Origin of the sequence: Amycolatopsis sp. WGS_07 (assembly GCF_045278895.1) — a bacterium.
Lineage (GTDB): Bacteria > Actinomycetota > Actinomycetes > Mycobacteriales > Pseudonocardiaceae > Amycolatopsis.
In genome coordinates this window covers 2416132-2438702 of the sequence record NZ_CP136053.1, presented here as the reverse complement: position 1 = coordinate 2438702, position 22571 = coordinate 2416132, and the positions used below count along the sequence as shown (strand labels likewise).

At 68.8% G+C, this 22571-nt stretch carries 23 protein-coding genes and 2 tRNA genes; 12 read left to right on the top strand and 13 right to left on the bottom strand.

Features of this window, described 5'->3' with window-relative positions; genetic code table 11:
* Window positions 1–120: 120 nt before the first annotated feature.
* Entirely contained in the window at window positions 121–1086 is a 966-nt protein-coding gene (locus tag RPX00_RS11350) for an RNA polymerase subunit sigma-70 (protein ID WP_406639472.1), read from the top strand.
* Between the two features lie 4 nt (window positions 1087–1090).
* Here RPX00_RS11350 and RPX00_RS11345 read toward each other — a convergent pair whose 3' ends face one another.
* Entirely contained in the window at window positions 1091–2005 is a 915-nt protein-coding gene (locus tag RPX00_RS11345; protein WP_406639471.1) for a dihydrodipicolinate synthase family protein, read from the bottom strand.
* A 148-nt stretch (window positions 2006–2153) separates the two neighbouring features.
* Complete coding sequence (locus tag RPX00_RS11340) at window positions 2154–3383, bottom strand: M20 family metallopeptidase (RefSeq protein ID WP_406639470.1); 1230 nt, start codon at window positions 3381–3383, stop codon at window positions 2154–2156.
* A 76-nt stretch (window positions 3384–3459) separates the two neighbouring features.
* Between RPX00_RS11340 and RPX00_RS11335 the strand changes: the two genes are divergently transcribed.
* The 5 genes from RPX00_RS11335 to RPX00_RS11315 all read left to right on the top strand — a co-directional run bounded on the left by RPX00_RS11335 (window position 3460) and on the right by RPX00_RS11315 (window position 5902).
* Window positions 3460–3942 (top strand): tRNA adenosine deaminase-associated protein, encoded by a 483-nt coding sequence (locus tag RPX00_RS11335; RefSeq protein ID WP_037354362.1) that lies wholly within the window; start codon window positions 3460–3462, stop codon window positions 3940–3942.
* A 23-nt stretch (window positions 3943–3965) separates the two neighbouring features.
* On the top strand, window positions 3966–4406 hold the full coding sequence (locus tag RPX00_RS11330) for a nucleoside deaminase (RefSeq protein WP_406639469.1): 441 nt from the start codon (window positions 3966–3968) through the stop codon (window positions 4404–4406).
* A gap of 43 nt (window positions 4407–4449) precedes the next feature.
* Window positions 4450–4536: transfer RNA gene (locus RPX00_RS11325), tRNA-Ser, on the top strand.
* Between the two features lie 283 nt (window positions 4537–4819).
* Window positions 4820–5095, top strand: a complete 276-nt coding sequence (locus tag RPX00_RS11320) for a hypothetical protein (RefSeq protein ID WP_406639468.1) — start codon at window positions 4820–4822, stop codon at window positions 5093–5095.
* A gap of 9 nt (window positions 5096–5104) precedes the next feature.
* Window positions 5105–5902, top strand: a complete 798-nt coding sequence (locus tag RPX00_RS11315) for an SAM-dependent methyltransferase (protein WP_406639467.1) — start codon at window positions 5105–5107, stop codon at window positions 5900–5902.
* On the opposite strand, the gene RPX00_RS11310 is transcribed toward RPX00_RS11315, so the two are convergent.
* Window positions 5899–6468 carry a hypothetical protein gene (locus RPX00_RS11310; protein ID WP_406639466.1) on the bottom strand — a complete coding sequence of 190 codons (570 nt, stop codon included), beginning with the start codon at window positions 6466–6468 and terminating at the stop codon, window positions 5899–5901. The two genes, RPX00_RS11315 and RPX00_RS11310, sit on opposite strands and share 4 nt — an antisense overlap.
* The gene (locus tag RPX00_RS11305) at window positions 6468–6761 is read right to left on the bottom strand and encodes a hypothetical protein (RefSeq protein WP_406639465.1); all 294 of its coding nucleotides are present in this window, start codon (window positions 6759–6761) and stop codon (window positions 6468–6470) included. Before RPX00_RS11305 ends, RPX00_RS11310 begins: the two co-directional genes overlap by 1 nt.
* A 326-nt stretch (window positions 6762–7087) precedes the next feature.
* On the opposite strand from RPX00_RS11305, the gene RPX00_RS11300 reads away from it, so the two are divergent.
* Window positions 7088–8008 (top strand): TauD/TfdA dioxygenase family protein, encoded by a 921-nt coding sequence (locus tag RPX00_RS11300; protein WP_406639464.1) that lies wholly within the window; start codon window positions 7088–7090, stop codon window positions 8006–8008.
* Here the strand turns inward: RPX00_RS11300 and RPX00_RS11295 are convergent, their stop codons facing one another.
* Window positions 8009–8575 carry a TetR/AcrR family transcriptional regulator gene (locus RPX00_RS11295; RefSeq protein ID WP_406639463.1) on the bottom strand — a complete coding sequence of 189 codons (567 nt, stop codon included), beginning with the start codon at window positions 8573–8575 and terminating at the stop codon, window positions 8009–8011.
* A 101-nt stretch (window positions 8576–8676) separates the two neighbouring features.
* On the opposite strand from RPX00_RS11295, the gene RPX00_RS11290 reads away from it, so the two are divergent.
* Window positions 8677–9411, top strand: a complete 735-nt coding sequence (locus RPX00_RS11290; RefSeq protein WP_406639462.1) for an alpha/beta fold hydrolase — start codon at window positions 8677–8679, stop codon at window positions 9409–9411.
* Window positions 9412–9718: 307 nt separating this feature from the next.
* On the opposite strand, the gene RPX00_RS11285 is transcribed toward RPX00_RS11290, so the two are convergent.
* Window positions 9719–10735: a CapA family protein gene (locus RPX00_RS11285; RefSeq protein ID WP_406639461.1), complete on the bottom strand. Its 1017-nt coding sequence runs from the start codon at window positions 10733–10735 to the stop codon at window positions 9719–9721.
* 215 nt (window positions 10736–10950) lie between these two features.
* On the opposite strand from RPX00_RS11285, the gene RPX00_RS11280 reads away from it, so the two are divergent.
* The gene (locus RPX00_RS11280) at window positions 10951–13359 is read left to right on the top strand and encodes an endonuclease/exonuclease/phosphatase family protein (RefSeq protein WP_406639460.1); all 2409 of its coding nucleotides are present in this window, start codon (window positions 10951–10953) and stop codon (window positions 13357–13359) included.
* A 409-nt stretch (window positions 13360–13768) separates the two neighbouring features.
* On the opposite strand, the gene RPX00_RS11275 is transcribed toward RPX00_RS11280, so the two are convergent.
* Window positions 13769–14140: a hypothetical protein gene (locus RPX00_RS11275; protein WP_406639459.1), complete on the bottom strand. Its 372-nt coding sequence runs from the start codon at window positions 14138–14140 to the stop codon at window positions 13769–13771.
* On the bottom strand, window positions 14137–16887 hold the full coding sequence (locus RPX00_RS11270) for an FtsK/SpoIIIE domain-containing protein (RefSeq protein ID WP_406639458.1): 2751 nt from the start codon (window positions 16885–16887) through the stop codon (window positions 14137–14139). Before RPX00_RS11270 ends, RPX00_RS11275 begins: the two co-directional genes overlap by 4 nt.
* 97 nt (window positions 16888–16984) lie before the next feature.
* On the opposite strand from RPX00_RS11270, the gene RPX00_RS11265 reads away from it, so the two are divergent.
* A complete protein-coding gene (locus RPX00_RS11265) occupies window positions 16985–17119 on the top strand; it encodes a hypothetical protein (protein WP_406639457.1) in 135 nt (44 codons plus the stop codon).
* Between the two features lie 28 nt (window positions 17120–17147).
* Here RPX00_RS11265 and RPX00_RS11260 read toward each other — a convergent pair whose 3' ends face one another.
* From RPX00_RS11260 to RPX00_RS11245, 4 genes are all read right to left on the bottom strand, one after another.
* Complete coding sequence (locus tag RPX00_RS11260; RefSeq protein ID WP_009084635.1) at window positions 17148–17408, bottom strand: hypothetical protein; 261 nt, start codon at window positions 17406–17408, stop codon at window positions 17148–17150.
* A gap of 372 nt (window positions 17409–17780) precedes the next feature.
* Window positions 17781–18158 carry a YybH family protein gene (locus RPX00_RS11255; protein ID WP_406639456.1) on the bottom strand — a complete coding sequence of 126 codons (378 nt, stop codon included), beginning with the start codon at window positions 18156–18158 and terminating at the stop codon, window positions 17781–17783.
* Window positions 18159–18261: 103 nt separating this feature from the next.
* Window positions 18262–18346: transfer RNA gene (locus RPX00_RS11250), tRNA-Ser, on the bottom strand.
* A gap of 62 nt (window positions 18347–18408) precedes the next feature.
* Complete coding sequence (locus RPX00_RS11245; protein ID WP_406639455.1) at window positions 18409–19158, bottom strand: PP2C family protein-serine/threonine phosphatase; 750 nt, start codon at window positions 19156–19158, stop codon at window positions 18409–18411.
* A gap of 76 nt (window positions 19159–19234) precedes the next feature.
* On the opposite strand from RPX00_RS11245, the gene RPX00_RS11240 reads away from it, so the two are divergent.
* Together RPX00_RS11240 and RPX00_RS11235 are read left to right on the top strand one after the other, a co-directional pair.
* Window positions 19235–20977 carry a class I SAM-dependent DNA methyltransferase gene (locus RPX00_RS11240; RefSeq protein ID WP_406639454.1) on the top strand — a complete coding sequence of 581 codons (1743 nt, stop codon included), beginning with the start codon at window positions 19235–19237 and terminating at the stop codon, window positions 20975–20977.
* Between the two features lie 17 nt (window positions 20978–20994).
* Entirely contained in the window at window positions 20995–21882 is an 888-nt protein-coding gene (locus RPX00_RS11235) for a serine/threonine-protein kinase (RefSeq protein WP_406639453.1), read from the top strand.
* Here the strand turns inward: RPX00_RS11235 and RPX00_RS11230 are convergent.
* On the bottom strand, window positions 21872–22384 hold the full coding sequence (locus RPX00_RS11230; protein WP_406639452.1) for a hypothetical protein: 513 nt from the start codon (window positions 22382–22384) through the stop codon (window positions 21872–21874). The two genes, RPX00_RS11235 and RPX00_RS11230, sit on opposite strands and share 11 nt — an antisense overlap.
* Between the last annotated feature and the right edge of the window lie 187 nt (window positions 22385–22571).

The following is a 22571-nucleotide window of genomic DNA, read 5'->3' as shown; positions in this document are numbered from 1 at the left end:
GGTCCGGGTGGTCGTGCTGATGCGTTCTTAACGCGTGAGTAACGTCCGCCACACCCCGGTTGAGCTGGGCTTTGCTGAGTTTTCCGGCGACCGGCCGTCTTATCGGACATGGTTGAACAGATGACGGACTTCGCGAGCGAGACCGAGCAGTACCGGCACGAACTGCGGGTGCACTGCTACCGGATGCTGGGCTCGTTCGACGAGGCGGAAGACCTGGTCCAGGAGACGCTGCTGCGGGCGTGGCGCGGCCGTTCGACGTACGAAGGCCGCGCGAGCCTGCGCGCCTGGCTGTACCGGATCGCGACCAACGCGTGCCTCGACTACCTCGAAGCGCATCCGCGGGAGCTGCCGGTGCTCGACCTTCCGGTCGCTCACGACTCGGATCTCGCGCCGCGTCCCGACGTCGCGGTGCCGTGGCTGCAGCCGGTGCCGGACGGTGTGCTCCAGCCGGATGCTGTCGTCGTCGCGCTGGAGACGGTCGAGTTGGCGTTCCTCGCGGCCATTCAGCATCTCTCGCCGCGACAGCGGGCAGCGTTGGTGCTTCGCGACGTACTCGGCTGGTCCGCGCGCGAGACGGCGTCAGCGCTCGGTACGACGCCTGCTTCGGTGAACAGCAACGTGTTGCGGGCGCGCGCCGAGTTGAAGGAGCACTTGCCTACGCGACGTACGGAGTGGGCGTCTGCGTCAGCGAGCGAAGAGGAACGCGCAGTCGTCGCGAAGTACGTGAAGGCGCTTGTCGACCACGACGAAGCGGCCTTCACGGAGCTGTTGCGTGAAGACGTGCGTTGCAGTCACGCTCCGGGCGCTGGCGGGCATATGGGGTCGGAGCCGACGTGGTACGCGGGGCGCGCCGTTGTGCTTGAAGGCTGGGCACCGGCGTTCCACGGCGACGCCGCTGCCGAGTTCCGCGTTGTCGAGACGCGCGCGAACGGCCTGCCCGCGCTCGCCACGTACGCGCGCACAGTCGGCGAGTTCCGGGCCTTCGGGATGGTGACGCTGCGGCTGGACGGCAGCCGCGTCGCGGAGGTGACGACCTTCGGTCCGGAAGTGTTCCGCGCTTTCGACCTGCCTTCGACGCTCGGCTGACGCTCTACGAAAGCCCCCACGAGGACAGGATTTCGAACAGCTGGTTCCGTTCGGCGGCCGTCAGCAGCCTGCTCGGCGGCCGCACGTCCGGACGGCACAGGCCGAGCTGGGAGAGCGCGTCCTTGACCACGCTGACGTTGTTGGCGTTGCCCTCCGCGGCGCGCATCTGCTCGAACGGGCGGATCCGGTCCCAGATCTCCATCGCTCCGGCGAAGTCGTGGTTGCGCAGGCGGCGGAACAGGTCCAGCGACATCTGCGGGGCGACGTTCACCAGACCGGAGGTGAAGCCCGTCGCGCCGACCGCGAAGTACCCAGGGGCCGACAGTTCGGCGAGACCGGCGATCCACACGAAGCGCTCGTACCCCGCGTCGCGCGCGACAGTGCGGAAGCGCACCGGGTCTGGCACCGCGTACTTCACGCCGAGAACGTTCGGTGCGGCATCGGCGAGCTGAGCGAGGTCTGAACCCTCGATGGCGGGGTTGCGGACGTACAGGACAACCCCAAGCTCGGGCACTTCGTTCGCGATGGCGCGGTGGTAGTCGATCCAGCCCGCGCGCGAGACGTACGGGTGCACGGGTTGATGGATCATCACCATGTCCGCGCCAGAAGCGCGCGCGTGCTTCGCCGCCTTCACGGCTGTACGCACGTCATGGCCGACGCCAGCGAGGACGCTCGCCTCGCGCGCGGCCTTCGTGGTGACTTCGAGACACTGCCGCGTTTCCTGCTCGTCGAGTGCGTAGAACTCGCCCGTGTTGCCGTTCGGCGTGACGACCTCGACGCCGCTCAGCACGAGCCGTTCGACTAGCCGCTCGTACGTCTCGGCGTCCACGTCTCCGGCCGCGGTGAACGGGGTCACCGGGATCGCCACCACACTGGCGAGCCGCTGTCGCTGTTTCTCGAACGCCTTCTCGAACGCCACGAGCAGATCCGATCTGATATATGATGTCTCGGCGACCCGGAGCGTAGCACGAGCCAGCCAGGACAATCGTCCTGATCTTTGGGATAGGCGTCCTAGTTCGCGGCCAAAAGTCGGCACGCCCCTGGTCCGGGGCGTGCCGACGGGAAGATCAGCGCAGGGCGTCCAGTGCGAACGCGGTGTACATGGCCACCCCGGCGGCCATCGCCGGTTCGTGGAACCTCACCCGGTTCGAGTGGTTGTCCTCGGTAGTCGCCGGGTCGGCTCCGGGCTCCCGGGCTCCGATGAACGCGAACGTGCCGGGAACTCGTTGCAGCACATACGAGAAGTCCTCCGCGCCCATGATCGGCGTGGCCAGCTCCTCGGCGTTGTCTTCCCCGAGCACCGCCGCACCCAGCGCCAGCACCTCAGCGGCCACCTGCGGGTCGTTGACGGTCGTCGGGTAGCCCGGGTCCACCCCGGCCGACACGCGACACCCGTGCGCCGCTCCGACCGCCTCGCACACCTTCGGCAGTTCCTCGCGGACGAAGGCGCGCGTCGACTCCGACAGCGTGCGAATGGTCCCCTCGAGCACTGCCCGCTCGGGGATGATGTTCGTCGTCGTGCCGGCCTCGATCCGGGTCACCGAGACCACCGCCGGGTCGAAAACGCTGATCCGGCGGGTGACCATCGTCTGCAGCGCGCCGACCATCGCGGCCGCGGCGGGGACGGGGTCGATGGCGTCCTGCGGGGCCGAACCGTGGCCGCCGCGCCCGGTGACCTCGACGCTGAACGTGTCGGCCGACGCCATCATCGGCCCGCCGCGCACCTGCAGGACGCCGCTCGGGCTGTTGGCGATCGTGTGCAGGCCGAAGGCGCGCGTGACGCGCGTGCCCGCCGCGTCCAGCACCCCCTCGTGGATCATGTGCCGCGCTCCGTGGAGGCCCTCTTCGCCCGGCTGGAACATGAACACCACCGAGCCGGCCAGGTCCTCGACCCGCTCCGACAGCAGCCGGGCGGCGGAGGCGAGCATCGCGACGTGCGTGTCGTGTCCGCAGGCGTGCATCGAACCGTCGACCTCGGAAGAAAACTCCAGGCCGGTGTCTTCGGTCAGCGGCAACGCGTCCATGTCGGCGCGCAGCAGCACGGCAGGTCCTGGACGGGCCCCGCGCAGTACGCCGGTGAGCGACGTCGTGGAGCGGCCGTCGGTGAGTTCGATCGGCAGATCGGCCAGCGCGGCGCGGATCGCCGCCTGGGTGCGCGGCAGCTGCAAGCCCTGTTCAGGGTGCCGGTGCACAGCGCGGCGAAGCTCGACAGTGCGGTCCTGCAGCTGCCGTGCGGCCTCGAGCAGCCCGGCGTGCCGGTTGCCGGGCAGGGTGGGGAGGTCGGTGGGTCCGGTCATGGCTCGATAGTGGCACCTCGCACGCTTCGGGCGCACCGTGCGTGCGTTCGTCCGCGAGGCGGAATACGGTGTGCGCATGGCGGTGCAAGAGCCGGTCACGGGCTTCGCGATAGCTGTGGTCCGTGAAGACGGTCGGTGGCGGTGCAGTGCGCTCGATTCTTCGGCGCTCACAGAGTTGGACGCGGCGATCACCGAGCTGGGCAAGCTCCGGTCGACCGGGGCGGCGTTCGGCCTGTTGGCCGTCGACGACGAGTTCTTCGTGATCGTCCGGCCGAGCCCGAGGGGACCGTCGCTGCTGCTGTCGGACGCCGCCGCGGCGCTCGACTACGACATCGCGGCGGACGTCCTCGACGTGCTGCGCGTCGATCCGCCCGACGAGGACGACGACGCCGTCTGGCCCGAGGGCGACCTCGAAATACTGGCCGACCTCGGCCTGCCCGGCGGCGAGCTGGAGGTGATCGTCGGCGAGGTCGACCTCTACCCGGACGAACAGCTCCAGATGATCGCCCAGCGGTGCGGCTTCGAGGCCGAGTTCTCGAAACTGCTGGACCAGCTCTGAGACGGCCGGACGACATCGAGGCCGTGCGGGCCGCGCTGGACGCGGCCCGCGCCCCTGGTGCCGACGTGCCCATCGGCGCGGTCGTCTTCGACCCCGACGGACGTCCACTGGCCGCGGCTCGCAACGCGCGTGTCGAACTGGCCGACCCCACCGCGCACGCGGAGATCCTCGCCCTGCGCGCGGCGGCCCGCGAGTTCGGCGACGGCTGGCGGCTGGAGGGCTGCACGCTCGCGGTCACGCTGGAGCCCTGCACGATGTGCGCGGGCGCACTCGTGCTCGCCCGGGTGGCGCGGCTGGTGTTCGGAGCCTGGGAGCCCAAGACGGGCGCGGTGTCGTCGCTGTGGGACGTCGTACGCGACCGCCGCCTCAACCACCGGCCGGAAGTCCACGGCGGGGTGCTCGAAAGCGACTGCGCGGCCCTGCTTGAGACGTACTTCGCGGACCGCCGTCTAGGGGCCGAGTAACCCCCGCCGAACCCCGCGGAGGGGGTCCGGTATTGTTCTCGGCGGTGGCGTGTCCGAGCGGCCGAAGGAGCACGACTCGAAATCGTGTGACGGTTAATCCCGTCCGTGGGTTCAAATCCCACCGCCACCGCGTGCGAGTGGGCGAGCTGTGCCGACGGAAAGCGTCGGCTCGGCTCGCCCGCCGTGTTTCTGGGGGTGCAACCCCCAGGCCCCGCCCGGCGGGCTTCGCCCCCGGACCCCCATCGGTGGTTGCGTTGGGAGTGGAGAGGCGCTTTGGGCGGGAGGGTTGCGTTGGGGTGGGGCACTTTGGGTGTGGGGCGTTCGTTGAACCTTCGGTAGCTGGTCCCCGTACCGGAGGTGGCGTTTTGTATATCTATGCTCGGCGTCGCTCGCTTACGTTCAGTGGCAAGCAGGTGACTATCAAGGCCGCGATCAAGGACGGACTGTTCGGCGCGAACAAGCAGCACCGCTTCGCGGTCAGCAAAATCAGCGAGGTCAGCAACACCGAACCTGGTGCGTTCAGCCCAGGCTGTCTCAAGTTCAAGGTGGCCGGGACACCGGCGACGGTGATCGAGAACCCGGCTTCGGGCGGCGACAAAGCTGATCTGTGCACCTTTTACTACAGTTCGTCCGACAAGAAGAAGGTGCGGCAGCTGGTCGAGGCCGTCAAAGCGGCGATGCCCCAGTAGCGTGGAGGCATGAGCGAAGAGCTTCCGCCGGTGGGCAAGACCGCGGTTGGGGTCGCTGGGCTTCGGGCGTTGGAGAGCGGGCGGCCGGACCGGTTGTTCGAGGATCCGTATGCCGGCGCGTTCTTTCACGCTGGGCGGGCGATCTTCGAGGGCCACCAGAATCGGGATCGGCGGCTCGGGATGGTGTTCGCGCAGCAGGTCGCGATCCGGACTCGGTTCTTTGACGACTTTGTCGCTGGCGGCACGCAGACGGTGCTTCTCGCGGCGGGGCTCGACGCTCGTGCGTTCCGGCTTGACTGGGCGGACGGTGCGCGCGTGTACGAGATCGACCTGCCGGATGTGCTCGCGTTCAAGGAATCCGTGCTGGCCGAGCAAGGTGCGCGGCCTCGGTGCGAGCGGATCGCGGTTCCGGCGGATCTGCGCGAGGACTGGGTCGCTGCCTTGAAAAACGCGGGATTCGATCCGGGGCGGCCGACGGTCTGGCTCGCCGAGGGGCTGCTCGTCTACCTCGGCCGCGAGGAGGCGGAGCGGCTGCTCACGGACGTTACCGCGTTGTCCGCGCCGGGTAGCCGGATCTCCTTCGAACATCGGCCGGACGGCGAGCACGACGGGCTGCTGGAACAGGCTCGCAATGTCGGTGCCGAGGTCACCGCTCTCTGGCGCGGCGGTCTTGGCGGCGACGCTCCGGAGTGGCTCACCGCGCACGGCTGGCAGCCGGAAACCGTTACTGTCGCGGAGCTTTCCGTCCGTTACGGGCGAGAGCCGTTGGACAACACCCGCGGCGGGTTCGTGACCGCGACTCGCTAGTTCTCGTCTTGCAGCACCGGAGTGCCGAACGCGTCGAGGAAAGTCGTTGCCTCTCCTATGGTCGCGACGCCGCGTGCGACCGCTTCCGCGATCGTTCCGCACGCCTCCCGCACCGCCGGCTCCGCGGAACGGTCTCCGGCCAGCAGCGCGACGGCCGCCGGGGACACGCCTTCCGCGATCAGCATGACTCGCGCCGCCGTCTGATCTGCCAGCCGGTCAAGCAAATCCGCCAGATCCAAGCCGACCGACGCGGTGCGCGCGGCGGCTTCGGCGGCCTGCCGGTAGTGCGCGTCCAGTTCGTCCGCGCTGCCGCGGAATCGCGCGGCCGGTTCGCCGCCCCATTTGCGTTCCGCGCTGTGCGCCCCGCGTTCGAACTCCAGCCGGGCCATCACCAAAACGTCGCGGCCGCTGGACAGCGTGCGCGCGGATTCGCGGATCGCTTGCGGGGAACAGTCGATCTGGCGCAGCGCGGTGACCGGGTCCGGCGCGCCGATCGCGGCGGCCGCGGCGCCCAATGAAGCAAGCCCGGCGGCCGCGTTTTCCAGCGCCGGGTGGAGGAACGGCATCAACTCAGCAGCGCCGTCGCGATCGTCGGACGCTGGTGGGGACCGCGGGCGGCCATCCGCAGTTGACCGGCGAGGTCGGACGTCGCGTCGCCGAGCATGCGCGCGTCGATGTCCCGCGCGGCGAGCGCGGCTTCCCACCGGGCGGCGATTTCCCTGGCCGGCGCGGAAATCCCCCACGGCGTCGATTCGAGCCGGGCTTCGGCGAACCGGCCTGCCGCCCGGTCCGCGTCGGCAGCCGCTCGATCGAGCGCGTCCGCGGCGGCGTTGAGCCGCTCGCTCGTCGAACCTGCCATCGGGACCTCCGCTTCCGGGAGAGCGCGCACCGCGGTCCGCCACCCTCTGGAGAGATCTAACCCCATCGAGGCCGCCCGGGTCACTCGGCCGGGCGTGCGACGATTCCACATTGTGGAGGACCCTTGACCGTGAGTTCCGGGCCCCACCAGAATTGACCGCATGCCAGAGAACCGGGAAGTGCCGCTAGCCGGCCGTGCCCCGGCGCGGTCGGACGGTGAGGGCGTCGCCGCCCTCCTGAGGCGTCGCGGTCGTCTCGGCTCTCCTCCCGCGTAGGCGATTCTCCGCTGTCACAGCCGAATTCACCTATTCTTCCGGGAGTACCGCCATGTCTGTAGACCTGCCTGCCCGCCTGCGCTCGTCCGCCACTCCGGACAACGGAATCGTCGAAGGCCCGCGCGTGCTGAACCGGCTTTCCGCCGCCGAAGCTCCCTACGAGCTTTTCACCCTGCGCCCGCTCGGCCGGGTGATCGGGGCCGAACTCTCCGGAGTGGACCTCGGCGCACCGGTGTCGCCGGAACTGCGTGCGGAGCTGAACCGCGCGCTGCTGGAGTGGAAGGTGCTGTTCTTCCGCGACCAGCACATCACCTCGCAGCAGCAGCGCGCGTTCGCCGCGAACTGGGGCGAACTGGAGACCAACCCGTTCATCCCGCAGGGCGATTCCGACCAGGTCGTGCGCTTCACCCGCACCGCCGGGATGCCCGGATACGAGAACATCTGGCACACCGACGTCACCTGGCGGCCGAATCCGGCGCTCGGTTCGGTGCTGCGGCTGGTCGAGGTCCCGCCGGTCGGCGGCGACACGATGTGGGCGGACATGGCCGCCGCCTACGACAATCTGCCCGCCGAGGTCCGCGAACGGATCGATGGGCTCACCGCGGTGCACGACTTCGTCCCCGGCTTCGACCGGTTTACCGACCCGGATCTGCTGGCCCAATGGCAGGACGCGTACCCGCCGGTGGAGCACCCGGTGGTGCGGACCCATCCGGAGACCGGACGGCGGACGTTGTTCGTGAACCAGGCGTTCACCACGCACATCGTCGGCCTCGACCGCGCGGAGAGCGACCGGCTGCTGCGGTATTTGTTCCTGCAGGCGCACACGCCGGAGTTTCAGGTGCGGTTCCGCTGGGAGCGGGATTCGGTGGCGTTCTGGGACAACCGCGCGACCCAGCACTACGCGGTCAACGACTACCACCCGCACGTCCGGATCGCGGAGCGCGTCGCGATCGTCGGGGACCGGCCGTACTGATCAGCGGGCGACTCCGGTGAGGACAGTGTCGACAAGTCGTTCGAGATAGGCGTCGTCGGCGGATTTCGCCCGGATCAGCGTGTGGAACCAGAGGTTCCCGCCGAGCAGATCCATGACCAGCTCCGAATCCGCAGCGTCGGCCAGTTCGCCTCGGTCGTGGGCACGGTCGAAGACGGCCTGCTCACGGCCGAGGCGATCGGCGAAGAAGCGTCCGGCGGCCTCGGCGGTGGCGGGACGGTCTGGCAGTGCGGAAACGACGGCCGTGATGATCCGCCGGTTCGCCGGGTCGGACAGCAGCCGGTGGATCTGCTTGGCCAGTTCGAGGAGATCGCCGCGCAGGGTGCCGGTGTCGGGGATCGCGAAGGTCAGCTCCGGGGCCTGCACGAGAGCGTCGGCGAGGACCTCGTCTTTGGTCGCCCAGGTGCGGTAGATGGTCGTCTTGTGCACCCCGGCCTGCGCCGCGACCGCCTCGACCGTCAGCGCGTCGTAACCGCGTTCGGCCAGCAGGGCGAGGGTCGCGGAGTAGATGGCGTCCGCTTTGCGCGGGCGGGAGGCGGTCCGGTCCATGGTCTGATCCTAGCCAGGTTTGCAACGGTGCGTTGCATTTGCCGTCGGAGGCGGGTAGACCTGAATGCAACGGTCCGTTGCATTCGAAAGGGGGACACGTCATGCCGGTGGTCTTCGTCCACGGGCTCCGGTTGTCCGGGGCGTGCTGGCAGCAGCAGATCCGCCTGGCGCACGGCCCGGCCGCCGCGCCGGATCTGCCTGGACACGGGGTGCGACGCGGGGAACGGTTCACTCTCGACGGTGCGGTCGACGCTGTCGTCGAAGCCATCGACGAGGTTGGCGGCCGCGCGGTCCTGGTCGGACATTCGCTCGGCGGCTACGTCTCGATCGCGACGGCGGCGCGTCATCCGGAGCGGGTGGCTTCCCTGGTGGGAGCCGGATGTTCGCTCGTGCCCAGCGCGGTGCTGCGCGGCGGGTTCCGGTTCGCGCGCCGCGGGCTGGCGACGACGTCGGACGACGGGGCTTCCTTCAGCGCGTGGTTGTTGCGCCGCGTTGTTCCGGCGGAGGTGGCTGAGCCGGTGATCGCCGCGGGGATCGCGTCCGAAGTGATCCCGGACGTCATGGCGGCGGCGGCCGAAATGGACCCGCTCGCCGACCTGGCGCGGTACCCCGGGGCGGTAACTCTGCTGAACGGCCGCCACGATCATTTCCGCTTGGGCGAACGGCGGTTTCTGGCTGCCTGTCAGGACGGAACGCTTCAGGTCGTGCCGGGAGCCGGGCACTATCTGCCGCTGACGCACGGCGAGATCTGCGCCCGCGTGACCGGACGGCTAGTGCTCACGAGTGGCGAGGCGCATCGCCTTCCTCCCCCTCCCGCGCTCCCCCTGCGCGGATAAGGCGGCACCTCGCCACTCGCGAGGCTTCCCCGGGGCAAATCCATGGAGCCGCGGTCGCGGGCGAAGCGGAAATTCCCGCGCCCGCGGCTGTTTCCCGGGTGGTGGCACCCGCGCACTCGACGACGGTCAACCCCCACGTGACCGTGTCGCCTCCCCCGCGAGGTGCTACCCGTGAGCGCCGGAAAAGTGGTCTGTGCCACAGTTTCGGTGCTCATCGGTAAGGTACTCCCGCCCCGTACCAGCTGACCCCGGGCTTGAGCTGCATTTAAGGCAGATGCGCCGTCCGGGTGACGGCGGGATCGGCGGCTTAGCCGCGAAGTCCTTCGACGGTCGCGAAACCATCACTGACCGTCACGCTCGTGCCGCGGCGCGCGGACAGCTCCACGAGCCGTTGGAGCGCCTCGTCGCCTTCGGCTCCCGTCAACGGTACGCATTCGTTGTCTTCGTCGCGGCGGATTGGCACTAATTCGACCCGGAGTTGCTCGCCGACGACACAGCCGGCGAGCAGGCCGTCGCGGTACCGGTCGCGCATGGCGGGCCAGTCGAAGACGAGGTTGCCGAGGCTGTAAAGGATCGGACGGCCCCGGTAGACCTCGACCGGCTGCACGGTGTGCGGTCCGTGTCCGACGACCAGGTCGGCCCCGGCGTCGATGATCGCGTGCGCGTAAGTCACCTGGTACTCGGCCAGTTCTTCGCCGGGGATGCCCCAGTGCATCGACACCACGACGTGGTCGGCCTCGGCGCGGGCGCGGCGGATGTCGGCGAGCAGGAGTTCCAGATCGCGGCGGACCGGCGTGGTGTGCACGATCGGCGGGCGGCCGGGGATGTCCAGGACGCGCGGATCCGGTTGGTACGACGTGTAAGCGCCGGCCGTGGCGACGCCGGGGGAATCGTCCGTCGCCTCCTGCCCGACCGGCCAGCACAGCGAGGTGTAGGCGAGGAACGCGATCCGGCCGCCGGGCCGTTCGAGGATCGCCGGCGCGTGCGCTTCGGCGAGGTTCGCGCCAGCGCCGCAGTGCGCGATTCCGGCGCGGTCCAGCACGGCGAGGCTCGCCATCGCCGCGGCCGGCGGGTAGGTGACGTTGTTGGCCACCGACACGACGTCGATCTCGGCGGCGGTCAGCGCGGCGACCATCTCCGGCGGCGAGTGCCGCCAGTTCGGTTTGTGCGGGATGTCCGTGCCGGTCGAGCCGGAGAGCGGTCCTTCGAGATTCACGAACCGCACATCGGCACCGGTGAGCAGCGAGGTCAACGGGTGGAACGCCGTTTCCGGGTTCGCGCGGCCCTGCAGGTTGACGTCTCCGCCGAGTACGAGCGTGATCATTGCGTCAACCCGTCCAAAGGAGGAAATCCCTCCAGCTCGTTACGAATCGTTGCCCTTTCGTCTTCCTCTGCTTCGCTTGTTCGGGGGACGATGCCTCGACCGTTGACATGCAGAGGGGACTCAGGGTGACCATATCCCGTCGTCCTGCCGGGGGCCGAAGCGCCGGTGGGGCAAGACTGACCAGAGGCGCGGTTGCCGTCTCCGCCGCTGCTCTCGTGCTGGGCGGACTGGCCGCGCCCGCCTCGGCCGCACCGAGTGCCGACGCCCTGATCGCCGAGGTCTACGGCGGTGGCGGCAATTCCGGCGCCACACTCACCAACGACTTCATCGAGCTGGCCAACCACGGCGGCGCGCCGGTCGCGCTCGACGGCTACAGCGTCCAGTACCTGCCGGGTTCGGCGAGCGCGTCGAGCAAGTGGCAGGTCACGCCGCTTGCTGGGTCCGTCGCGCCGAACGGCCGCTACCTCGTCGCGGAGGGGAAGGGCAACGGCGGCACGGTCGCGCTGCCGACGCCGGATGCGACCGGGGCGATCGCGATGTCGGCGACCGCGGGCACCGTCGCTCTCGTGTCTGGCGGTGCGCCGCTGACCTGCAAGACCGCCGCTGACTGTTTGGCCGACAGCCGCGTCAAGGACCTCGTCGGCTTCGGCGATGCCGTTGTCCGCGAAGGAGATCCGGCCGCTGCGCCGTCCAACACGACCTCGGTCGCCCGCGCGGCGACGCTCGCCGACACGGACAACAACAGCGCGGACTTCGCGGTCGGTGCCCCGACGCCGACCAACACCAAGGGCGAGACCACCGGCACCCCGCCGGGCGAGCCGGGCGTTCCGGCGAAGATTCACGACATCCAGGGCACCACGCGGATTTCGCCGTTCAAGGACAAGCAGGTCGAGGACGTCACCGGCGTCGTCACCGCGGTGCGCGGCTTCGGCTCGGCATGCGGGTTCTGGCTGACCGACCCGCATCCGGACAGCGACCCGCGCACCAGCGAGGGCCTGTTCGTCTTCACCGGATCGACCACGCCGGACGTGGCGGTCGGCGACGCGGTCACCGCACAGGGCAAGGTCAAGGAGTACTACCCGGACGCGCCCGCGACCTCGAACTACCAGTCGCTCACCGAGCTGACCAGTGCACAGTGGACAGTCGATTCGTCGGGCAATCCGCTGCCCGCGCCGACGGTGCTGACGCCGGACCAGGTGCCGGACGTGCTGGCCCCGAACGCCGGTGGCAGCATCGAATCGCTGCCGCTGGAGCCGTCGAAGTACGCGCTGGACTTCTGGGAATCGCACGAAAGCGAGATCGTCCAGGTCTCCGACGCACGCGTGGTCGGCCCTAGCAACAAGTACGGCGAGCTTTACGTGACCACGAAACCGCAGCAGAACCCGACGCCGCGCGGCGGGACGGTGTATCTTGGGTACGACAAGATCAACACTGGCGTGCTGAAGGTTCAGTCGATCATTCCTTCGTCGCAGCAGGCGGCTCCGAAGGTCAACACCGGCGACGTGCTCACCGGCGTCACGTCCGGTCCGGTGGAGTACAGCAACTTCGGCGGGTACACGCTGCTCGCGTCGAAGCTGGGTGCGGCCAAGGACAACAAGCTGCAGAAGGAAACCACGCGCAAGCAGCGTCCGGGCGAGCTTTCGGTGGCGACGTACAACGTCGAGAACCTCGCACCGTCCGATTCGGACACGAAGTACGCACAGCTCGCGCACGGCATCGTCGACAACCTCGCGACGCCGGACATCGTTACCCTGGAAGAAATCCAGGACAACAGCGGCGCGACCGACGACGGCACGGTCGACGCCGACGCGACGCTGAAGAAGTTCACCGACGCGATCGTCGCCGCTGGCGGACCGCAGTACCAGTGGCGGCAGATCAACCCGGTGAACGACGAGGACGGCGGCCAGCCGGGCGGCAACATCCGCGTCGGGTTCCTGTTCAACCCTGCTCGGGTGTCCTTTGTGGACCGTCCGGGCGGCGGTCCGACGTCGTCCGTCGGTGTGGTTTCCGATCACGGAAAGGCGCACCTGACGCAGTCGCCGGGCCGGGTCGACCCGGGCAACGAGGCGTGGGAGGACAGCCGCAAGCCGCTGGCCGGGGAGTTCGTGTTCCGTGGCCGCACGGTGTTCGTGCTCGCCAACCACTTCAACTCCAAGGGCGGCGACCAGCCAACGCACGGCCGCTACCAGCCGCCGAAGCGCAGCTCCGAGGTGCAGCGGCAGAAGCAGGCGACTGTGCTGCAGGGTTTCGTGGGGCAACTGCTGGGCGCGGAGCCGCAGGCGAACGTGGTGGTCGCTGGTGACTTCAACGACTACCAGTTCTCGCCCGCGCTGGCGAAGCTGACGTCGGGTGGGTTGAAGGATCTGATCTCGACGCTGCCGGCTGCTGAGCGGTATAGCTATGTGTACGAGGGGCAGTCGCAGGTGCTTGACCACATTCTGGCGTCCGCCGCACCGCGCGGGGTGGATTACGACGTGGTGCATGTGAATGCTGAGTTCGCTGAGCAGGCCAGTGACCACGATCCGCAGGTGGTGCGATTCCGTCCTTCGGCGGGGAATCCGTTCGCGGATTTCGCTAATGACCTGCTTGATCAGTTCGACCGGTTCTTGCACCGGACTGCTTAGTTGCTGGTGAGGGGAACTCTGGCTCCTTCAGAGTTCCCCTCGCGGCCTTTTCGCTGAGGTAGACGTGCCCCGAACCCATCGTTCCGTCCGTGATCGCCTGGGCGGTTGGAGAGCTTCGGCGATCTTGGGCAGGTCTTGGGGAAGGGCCTTCGCCGCGAAGGTCTTCACTGTCAGCCATTTAAAGAGCGGCCGAGCAATGCTTCCCGTCAGTGTGCCGGACGCGGCAACAATCGCCGCGGTTTCCGCCACTGTTGTCGTCACGATGTACGCCCCTCCCCGAGCGGATCGCCCTGACCCTGTTGGCCTCAGGTGTCATGTCCCTGTTTGGAAGCGAGTAAACCTGTCTGCACTTGCAGACAAGAGTCACCTGACCGAGTGAAATCTGGCGACAGAGGGAGGATGCGCGGAGTCAGCGTTTCGCGCGCCAGCCGAGGCCGAGGACCGCCTGTACCAGTTCCTGATAACTAGGCTTGACCTCTTCCAGATACCGATCCAAATACTGCGGCCGAGCAGTAGTAACCGGCTGCGGATCGTCCAGTGCCTCGATGAAATTCAGCCGCGACACATTGTGCAGCGCCATTTTCCACCACCGGCTGGCGCGCTCGCGGGTCTTTTCTTCCTGATCCTGCGCGGCGGCCACCGCGGCCTGTGCGTCCGACAGTTGGCGTTCGATCTCGTCCGCCCGGGCCAGTTCCCAGGCGCGCAGGCTGTCCGCCGAACCGCGGGCCAGGCCTACGATTTCCTTGTATCGCATTGCGGGGCTGGTGGTTCCCTCGGTCACGGCGTACCTCCCGCGGTCGGCTCGGTTTCTGGGCGCTGGAAGGGAATGATGACTTCCGGTGCCCCGTGCGTAGTGCGGTCGAAGAACAAAGCCCGGCCAGGCCGCGGCGACCAATGCACGACCTGTCCGGCGGCGAAGGGCGACAGTTCGTTGCCCTGGACATCCAAGGCGGACCACGTGCCGATGTCGTCGGTGCCGCCGAAGCCGAGGGTGTCCTTGAGCCGCGCGATGCTGCGCCACCAGCCGATGGTGTGAACCCCGTGTGCGGGGCCGTTTTTGAGCAGCGTGCGCAGGTGGTCGAGGCCGCTCTTCAGCTGTCCGACACCCTTTGCCTCCAACGCGGGCAGCGCGGCGTCCACTCCGTACAGCAGCAGAATGCGCGGCGTCGTCGTGGCGAGTGATTCCACGATCGACTCCAGTTCGGCGGAAAGGTCTTCGGTGAGCGTTGCTAGGTGGCCTTCGGCTTCCAGCCGGTTCTTCAACTCCAGCACCGCGGGTGAGCTGGCTTCGATGGGGCAATGGAGCAGGAAGGCGGCCCGTTCGACCTCCAGCTGCCGGGAAAGCGACCGCGCTACGGAGTCCATAATGGACAACGCCTCCGCGGTGGCACCGCCGAGCACGGCGATGTTCCGGCCGGGCACCCTGGGCAACTCGACCCCGCAAGCGGCCTCGGTAACGTCGATCGACTGGCCCAGGATCGCGCGCGGCTGTGGGCTCGGCTTGAGTTCCATGAATGCCGGGAACTGTTCCAGTACCGGCGAATGCGCACCGTCGAACAGCCGCGGGCGCGCGAAGCGTCCGGAGTAGAGTTCCCAGAGTTTCTGCTGCAGGTTCACGAAGACGTTGCGAGTGCTCGAATCCGGCACGTGCGCGAGCTGGTTTCCGTGCGCGACACCGGAATCGTGGTTGATCACCGCGTGCCACTTCGGTGCGGACACCGCCGCGTTGTTCGTCTCCGCGAGCACCCGGCGGGCCTTCGGCATCGCGATCCGCAGCGTGCACTGCTCGAACACCGCTGGCTTGCCCCAGAACGCTTCGATACCGGCGACGTCCTGGCTGGCCAGCACGAGGTGAATACCCTGCGAACGGCCGCGTCGCGCGATGTCTTCGAGCAATTGCGTGGCCTGCGCGGTGACCTGGTCCCGGCCCGCGAAGAGGTACTGGAACTCGTCGATCACCGCGACGATCCGCGGCCAGTGTCCGCCCGGGTCCTGTTCGCGCAGGTCGGCCAGGTTCGTGACCTCGTGTTCCTTGGCCGCGGCGGAGCGGCGGCGCAGCTCGTCGGCGAGGAAACGCAGCAGTGCCAACCCGAACTCGCGGTCGGTGTTGACGTTGACGCCGACCAGTTTCGCGTGCGGCAGCCAGCTGGAGTCCTTACGGCCGGGCGCGAGACCGGCGAAGGACACGCCTTCCTTGAAGTCCAGCAGGTACAACGCCAGCTCGTCCGGCGTGTAGCGCGCGGCGAGGCTGCCCAGTAACGCGTACAGGAAGTTCGTTTTCCCTGAACCGCTCGGCCCGCCGATGAGCGCGTGCGGACTCGCGTCGCCGATGACCACTTCGACGGCTTCGCCCTCGTGGAACCCGATCGGCGCGCGCAGTTCCCGTGCGGAACTCTCCTGCCCGATCTCGGCGGGCATCAGGTCGGCGAATGACCGCGGGCCGCCCTGGCGCGCGATCAGTGCTTCGGCGATGCGGTTCGCCGCGCGGATGACCTGGCCGGACGGCATCGGCGGATCCAGGTCCACGACCAGATCGCTGCCGGTCATGCTGCTGACCGCGCGGCGTTCGTCCAGAAGACTGAGTGTTTCGATCGACGCGCTCACCGCGGTGGGCACGTCCACCAGGATCAGGCAGATCCCGGCCGCGAGCGCGCCGCTGGCCACGCGTTTGAGGTCGCGTGCGCGTTCCGCTTCGAGGGTTTCGCCGTTGCCGTACAGCACCGCGATCCGGTACGGCTCCAGCCGCTGGCCGGTGGCTTTTCGCAGTTCCCGCAACGAGGTGTGGCCGGCTTGCATGCCGGTGGCGTGGATCCGGCGGATGTGCCCGGCGAGTTCGTCGAGCAGATCCTCCAGCCGCGTCGGGTCGTACAGCGACAGCGCGCTCGTGCGGCTGAGCGGGTACAGGTCCGGCAGGATCGCGGTGAGCTGCCCGACGTCCCAGAGGTGGATTTTCACCGCACCGGGTTCGAACGCCGACAGCACGCGCATCAGCAGGCCCTGCACGATCCCGTCCACCACCGGCCGCGTTTTCGGCGCGGACGTGATGGCCAGGTGCGATTCGTCCAGCAACGGCACGGCGACGTCGAACGTGCGCGAGATGTCGCGGCCGGCCGCGGTGGCCGAGCCGACCCGCCACAACCCCGGCGCGGAGACCCCGGGATTCGTGCCGACGCGGCCGAGCCATTCGCTCGGCGGCCGTCCGGCCGGCCCCGGCGCGTGCGCGGCGACGAGGTCGCGCAGCTCGCCGGGACCGGCGCTCCAGTCGGTGTAGAAGGCGGCGCGGGTGCCGCCGAGCGCGGCGAACACCTCGTGCGCCGCCGGATGCCGCGCCCACTCCGTCTGCTGTGCCGGATCGGCGTGGTCCATGCCGACCCGGACGATCTCCTGTTCCAGCGTCAGCCGGGCCACCTCGGCCTCGGCCATTTCGCGCGCGCCCGCCGCGGCCCCGAGCACGAGCCCGATCTGGTGCCGGACCCGGTCGAGAGCGGTTTGCACACGATTGCGTTGCTCGGCTGACTTGCTGGCCATCTCATCCCTACAGGCGTGACTGGTATCCGCCCACCAGATCGTCGGCGGCGGCTAAACGGGTGAGGAGGTTCTCGAGCGCCTCGTCGGCCTGCGCCAATTGCTGCGGCAGCCAGGGATCGGCCTTGGCCTGTGCGTCGACGAGTGCGCGCCGGGCGTCGCCGAGCAGAGCCTGCGCTCGCTCGGCATGCGCCCGTCCGTCGCCGACCCCGCTCGCGCGGCGGTGAGCAACTGATGGATTTCGGCGAGCCCCGACATCGGCGTTAAAGCCGCGCCGAGTAGGAATCGGCCGACGAGATGCCGGCCTGGATGGTGCTTTGCATGCCGGTGATCCCTTGCAGCGCTTCGGCGAGCAAGCCGTGCGCCTGGTTTACCTCGTGCTGGCTGCTGCCCTGGGTGGCTTGGGACAGCGACAGCTGTGCTTCTTCGAGCGCCTGCGCTGCCTGCTGCAGCGCGGCGATGCTCGCGGACGCCTTCTCGTTCGCGAGCGCGATACCAGCGCGGATCTCTTCCACTCCGGCCATGGGGGCGGACTCCTCGGTACGTCAGGGGCTGGAACGACCACGTACAAACTTAGCGTGATCAAGTGTTTTCGGTAAGTAAGTGAGAACGGGAGAATCGACAAAGCCCCGGACGCGGGTGGCGGTCCGGGGCCTGTCGGGCGCTGGCTTCTCGGGTGCGCACGCGGGGCCCGAAACCCGCGTTCCAGCCTGCTGACCTGCGGGTTTTTGGTGTGTGCGCGACGGCCAACGCCCAGGTCAAAACGGTATTCGTGACACCGGGGGAACCTCTCCGGACAGCTGCGATCAAGTCTGGCGCGAAGCCTAGCGGGTGGGACCGTTCGGCCGATCCCAGCCCCTGCCGCGGTTGCGGACAGCGACGGCCCGCCCCCTGGTTCAGCGAGCCCCGGCCGGATTGGGGTCGTCACCGAGGTAGGTTCCGTAGCCCTCGACGACGAGCGGGCCGTCGAAAACCAGGACCTCGTTGACCAGCCCGCCCTTCTGGTTGCGGTAGTTGATGACGAGCGCGCCGAGTCCGGCGTAGACGCCGAGGACCTCGAACCGCAGATCGGGAATCCGGCGCAGCCCCTCGGCCCAGTACGCGCGCAGCGCCTCCTTGCCCTTGATCACGCCGTCGCCGCCGATGACCTGGACCGCGACCGGCGACCGGAAGATCACGTCGTCGGCGAAGTGGGTCATCAGGGCGTCGAGATCGTGGGCGTTCCAGGCCTTCGCCCAGTGATCGGCGAACTCTTGAGCTGCGCTGTGGTCCATGAACGAATTCTGCCAGGGCAATATTGTTGCGTGGCAAGGGATTTACCGGGAAACGACGAAGGTCCCAGCCTCTGAGAAGCCGGGACCTTCGTGGTTACCGCTGCGGAGGATACAGGATTCGAACCTGCGAGGGCGTGAACCCAACACGCTTTCCAAGCGTGCGCCTTAGGCCGCTCGGCCAATCCTCCGTGGGGAAGAATACCGGATGGCCCCCGGGCCTTCCGCAGGTGGTCCGACCTGCGGCGACGGGTCAGGCCGGGACGACGTCGGCGACCACGATGGTGATGTTGTCCGGGCCGCCGCCCTCGTTGGCCAAGGCGATGAGCCTCGGCACGATTTCCTCGGGGGTGCCGTTGGCGAGGACCTTCTGGATGGCCGGTTCGCTGGCACCGGCGGTGAGGCCGTCGGAGCAGAGCAGATAGCGGTCGCCTGCCTGTGGAGTGAACTCCCAGACGTCCGGTTCGGCCGAGCCGGTGCTCAGGAGCGCCTTCATCAGCATCGAGCCGCGCGGGTGGTGGTCGGCGTCGGCGGCGCTGATGGTGCCGTCTTCGACCAGGGCCTGGGCCAGCGTGTGGTCGCGGGTGATGCGCCGCAGTTCGCCGTCGCGCAGGAGGTAGCCGCGGGAGTCTCCGACGTGGGCCGCGGCGAAGTGGACGCCGTCGAACAGCAGCGTGGTCAGGGTGGTGCCCATGCCTTGGGTGGCGGGGGTTTCCTCGGCCACCTTGGCGAGCTGTTCGCCGATCCGGCGCACGCCGTCGGAGAGCAGGTTCGACAGGTTGTGCGCGGTGAGGTCGAGGGTGCGCAGCTCCGCGTCCAGCGACGCGAGCACGCTGACCGCGGTCGAGCTGGCGACTTCGCCGTGCGGCTGGCCGCCGATACCGTCGGCGACGACGAGCATCCGCCCGCTGGCGTACACGGAGTCCTCGTTGTTGGTGCGTCGTCGCCCTTGGTCCGAGCCCGCGGAGTACCGCAGGGTGAACCGGGTCTGCTCGGTGGCCATGTCCCCATAAAACCATTGGTTGACTGAGTTAACAAGCGAAACGATGGAAACCTCTGTCGTCGGCTATCGTGCTCGCATGGCAGACGACGCGGCGGTGAGTGCGGCCGACATCGCGCGCCTGGCGGGCGTGCGCCGGGCGGCGGTGAGCAACTGGCGGCGCCGCCATGACGATTTTCCCAAACCGGTGGGCGGGACGGCGTCCAGCCCGTTGTTTTCGCTGCCGGAGGTGCAGGCGTGGCTGCGCGGACGTGGTCGTCCGTTCGAGCTGGCGCCGATTGACGAAGCGTGGCAACGGCTGCGCGCGCTCGGCGACGATCTTGACCTCGGCACGCGGCTGGCCGCAGTCGGCGAGTATCTCGCGGAGGCCGCCGAAGGGCCTGACGATCCGGAGCTGCTGGCGCTGATCACCCAGCTCGCCGAGAGCGAAGGCGCGGCGGAGACGTTTGAGCAGCTCTGCGAACGCTTCTTCGAGGCACATGCCCGCCGGCTCTCCACGACGCCGACCGCGTACGCCGCCCTGATGGTGCGGCTGACCGGCGCGAAGGGGGCCACGGTACTGGACCCGGCGTGCGGGTTCGGGTCGCTGTTGCTCGCCGCCGCGGCCACGCGTGCGTGGGGGCAGGACGTCGACCCGGACACGGCGCGGATCGCTGGGATCCGGTTGCGACTGCACGGCGTGGACGCCGAGGTGCACGACGCGGACGCGTTGCGCGCGGACGCTTTCGCCGATCGCCTGGCTGACGTGGTGCTGTGCGATCCGCCGTTCAACGAGCGTGGCTGGGGGCATGAGGAACTCGTCGGCGACACGCGGTGGGAGTACGGCCTGCCGCCGCGCGGGGAGTCGGAGCTGGCGTGGGTGCAGCATTGCCTGGCGCACGTGAAGCCGGGCGGCGCGGTCGCGGTGTTGATGCCGGGCGCGGCGGCCGGGCGGCGGAGCGGGAAACGCATCCGGGCGAATCTTCTTCGCGCTGGAGCGTTGCGCGCGGTCTGTACGCTCGCCGCTGGCACGGATCTTTGGCTGCTCACGCGGCCGGAGCCGGAGCAGCGTGCGCCGACGACCGTGTTGATCGCCGACACCACCGCGGACGATGTCGAGCAGGTGTGGCAGGACTATCTGGCCGACCCGGAGACCGGCGAACGCATCATCGACGTGCTCGATGACGACGTCGACCTGACGCCGTCGAGCCGCCGCGCGGGCAGCGATTCGGGTGAGGCTTTCCTTGCCGCGCAACAGCTTTTCCAGCAGATCGGGATCGAGCTGCCCCAGCTCGAACCGGCTTCCGGAGAACCGGCGCACACGACCGTCGGCGAACTGGTGAAGGCGGGCGCGCTGCGGATCACGCACGCGCCGCCGCGTACCGCCGACGGCGACGAACCCGTGCTGACCACCGACGACGTCCTGATCGGCGGTCCGCCGACCGGTCACGCCGCACCCGATCCGGCGGCGGTTTTCGCTCAGGAGGGCGACGTGGTCGCGTCGGTCACCGGAGCGGTGATCGTCCACAGTGGAGCGCCGGTGCGGCTCGGGCCGGCACTTTCCCGTTATCGCGTGGATCCGGAGCTGCTGGACGCGCAGTTCCTTGCTGGCTGCCTGCGCGCCGCGGACTTCCCGGTGCACAGCGCGTCGACCAGGATCGACGCGCGCCGGCTGAAGGTGCCGCGGCATCCGCTCGAAACGCAGCGTGCGCACGGCGTCGCTTTCCGCGCGCTCGCGGACTTCGACCGGGCACTGCGGCAAACCGCGGAAATCGGCCGCGACCTGGTGCGGCTAGGCTTTGCCGCACTCGCCGAAGGACGGCTGAAGCCCGGTGGCGGGTGAGCGCTGTGAGGGGGCCCATGCTGATCGCGGACCGCTACGAGGTCGACGATCTGCCGCTCGGGCGGGGCGGCATGGGTTCGGTGCACCGCGGGCTCGACCGGCGGCTCGGCCGGCACGTCGCGATCAAGCTGCTGCGGCTGCCTGGCGGTGACGAAGAGCTGGAGGAACGCTTCGCCCGCGAAGCGCGGATCCTCGCCACGCTCGACCATCCCGGCGCGCCCACGCTGTATGACTTCGGTGCCCATGACGACCGGTTGTTCCAGGTCATGCAGTTCGTCGAAGGCGTGACGCTGGACGATCTGCTCGCCGAGCACGGTCCGCTGCCGGTGTCGTGGGCGGCGGCGATCGCGGCGCAAGCGGCCGCGGTGCTGTCGGCGGCGCACGCGCACGCGATCTGTCACCGCGACCTCAAGCCCGCCAACCTGATGCTTTGTCCGGACGGCAGTGTGAAGGTGATGGACTTCGGGCTCGCTGTGTTGCGCGAAGCCGACACTGCTCGCTTCACACGCGCGGGGCAGCTGCTGGGTACGCCGTCGTACATGGCTCCGGAACAGATCCAGCGTGGGCACGCGGAGCCGCGAAGCGATCTGTACGCGCTCGGTTGCGTACTGCACGAGATGCTTACTGGACGTCCGGTCTTCACCGGGCCGACGGCGTACGCCGTCTTCGACAAGCAGGTGAAGGAACCAGCGCCGGTCGTCCCTGGGGTACCGCGGGAGCTGAACGCGCTTCTCGCGGCGACGCTCGCAAAGGATCCTTCAGCGCGACCGTCTGGGGCAGAAGTGCTGTACGCGCATCTCGTGCCTTTCGCGCGGGACTTGCCACCGTTGCCGGGCTTCCTGCACCCGGCAACGGTGTTGAGTCCTTCGCGGATGTACGCGCGCATGGTGGGGCTTAGCGGCTGATGCTCGCGGGAGTCTGCTCCGAGAGCGGCAGGCCGAGCTTCTGGATGCGGTAGTAGGTGAAGGCGTTCTGTACGCCGATGCTGACGCCGATGGTGAGCATGATCGTCGAAGACGTCACGGCGTTGCTGACGCCGAGCGCGGCCCCGAGGAAGGAGAAGCCGACGCGTACGCCGATGGTGGCGAACCAGAGCACCAGCGTGAGCGGAGTGCCCTTCACGAACGTCGTGCCTTCGCGGGCGCTGAGGACCGAAGTGGAGCTACGCACGACGCCCAGCAGGCCGAGCACCACGACGTCGCCAGCCAGCAGCGCGTACTCCGTCGCGGTCGCGCTTTGCAACGCGGTGGCGGCGGAGAACAGGCCGATCGCGGTCAGGATGAACGGCAGCGTGAGCAAGCGTTTGCGGCTCAGCAGCGTGCCGCGCCACTGGCGGTAGACGACGCGGTACAGGACGAGCGCCGCGATCGCGACGTAGAGAACGATGGTGAGCGGGCCGAGGTTCACGGTCTTCCTTCACTGAGATGGTCGGCTTCGCCCGGCCGGCGGCGGGTGCCGGGAGGCTGCCCGGCGTGCTTCCAGCCTCGCCGGAATCAGTGCGGTTTTCGTCGGCGCACGGGCTGGCGCCGGGTGGATCCGCGGCTCAACCCGGGGGTGGAGACGCCAGATCGTGACCATTGCCGAGCAACCACGA

Coding starts and splice junctions, on each gene's coding strand:
- RPX00_RS11295 (WP_406639463.1), bottom strand. CDS start 8,575: ATGGACCGGACCGCCTCCCGCCCGCGCAAAGCGGACGCCATCTACTCC.
- RPX00_RS11335 (WP_037354362.1), top strand. CDS start 3,460: ATGGCGGTGCAAGAGCCGGTCACGGGCTTCGCGATAGCTGTGGTCCGT.
- RPX00_RS11310 (WP_406639466.1), bottom strand. CDS start 6,468: ATGCCGTTCCTCCACCCGGCGCTGGAAAACGCGGCCGCCGGGCTTGCT.
- RPX00_RS11255 (WP_406639456.1), bottom strand. CDS start 18,158: ATGGACCACAGCGCAGCTCAAGAGTTCGCCGATCACTGGGCGAAGGCC.
- RPX00_RS11340 (WP_406639470.1), bottom strand. CDS start 3,383: ATGACCGGACCCACCGACCTCCCCACCCTGCCCGGCAACCGGCACGCC.
- RPX00_RS11245 (WP_406639455.1), bottom strand. CDS start 19,158: ATGGCCACCGAGCAGACCCGGTTCACCCTGCGGTACTCCGCGGGCTCG.
- RPX00_RS11270 (WP_406639458.1), bottom strand. CDS start 16,887: ATGGCCAGCAAGTCAGCCGAGCAACGCAATCGTGTGCAAACCGCTCTC.
- RPX00_RS11240 (WP_406639454.1), top strand. CDS start 19,235: ATGGCAGACGACGCGGCGGTGAGTGCGGCCGACATCGCGCGCCTGGCG.
- RPX00_RS11350 (WP_406639472.1), top strand. CDS start 121: ATGACGGACTTCGCGAGCGAGACCGAGCAGTACCGGCACGAACTGCGG.
- RPX00_RS11300 (WP_406639464.1), top strand. CDS start 7,088: ATGTCTGTAGACCTGCCTGCCCGCCTGCGCTCGTCCGCCACTCCGGAC.
- RPX00_RS11290 (WP_406639462.1), top strand. CDS start 8,677: ATGCCGGTGGTCTTCGTCCACGGGCTCCGGTTGTCCGGGGCGTGCTGG.
- RPX00_RS11285 (WP_406639461.1), bottom strand. CDS start 10,735: ATGATCACGCTCGTACTCGGCGGAGACGTCAACCTGCAGGGCCGCGCG.
- RPX00_RS11235 (WP_406639453.1), top strand. CDS start 20,995: ATGCTGATCGCGGACCGCTACGAGGTCGACGATCTGCCGCTCGGGCGG.
- RPX00_RS11305 (WP_406639465.1), bottom strand. CDS start 6,761: ATGGCAGGTTCGACGAGCGAGCGGCTCAACGCCGCCGCGGACGCGCTC.
- RPX00_RS11315 (WP_406639467.1), top strand. CDS start 5,105: ATGAGCGAAGAGCTTCCGCCGGTGGGCAAGACCGCGGTTGGGGTCGCT.
- RPX00_RS11260 (WP_009084635.1), bottom strand. CDS start 17,408: ATGGCCGGAGTGGAAGAGATCCGCGCTGGTATCGCGCTCGCGAACGAG.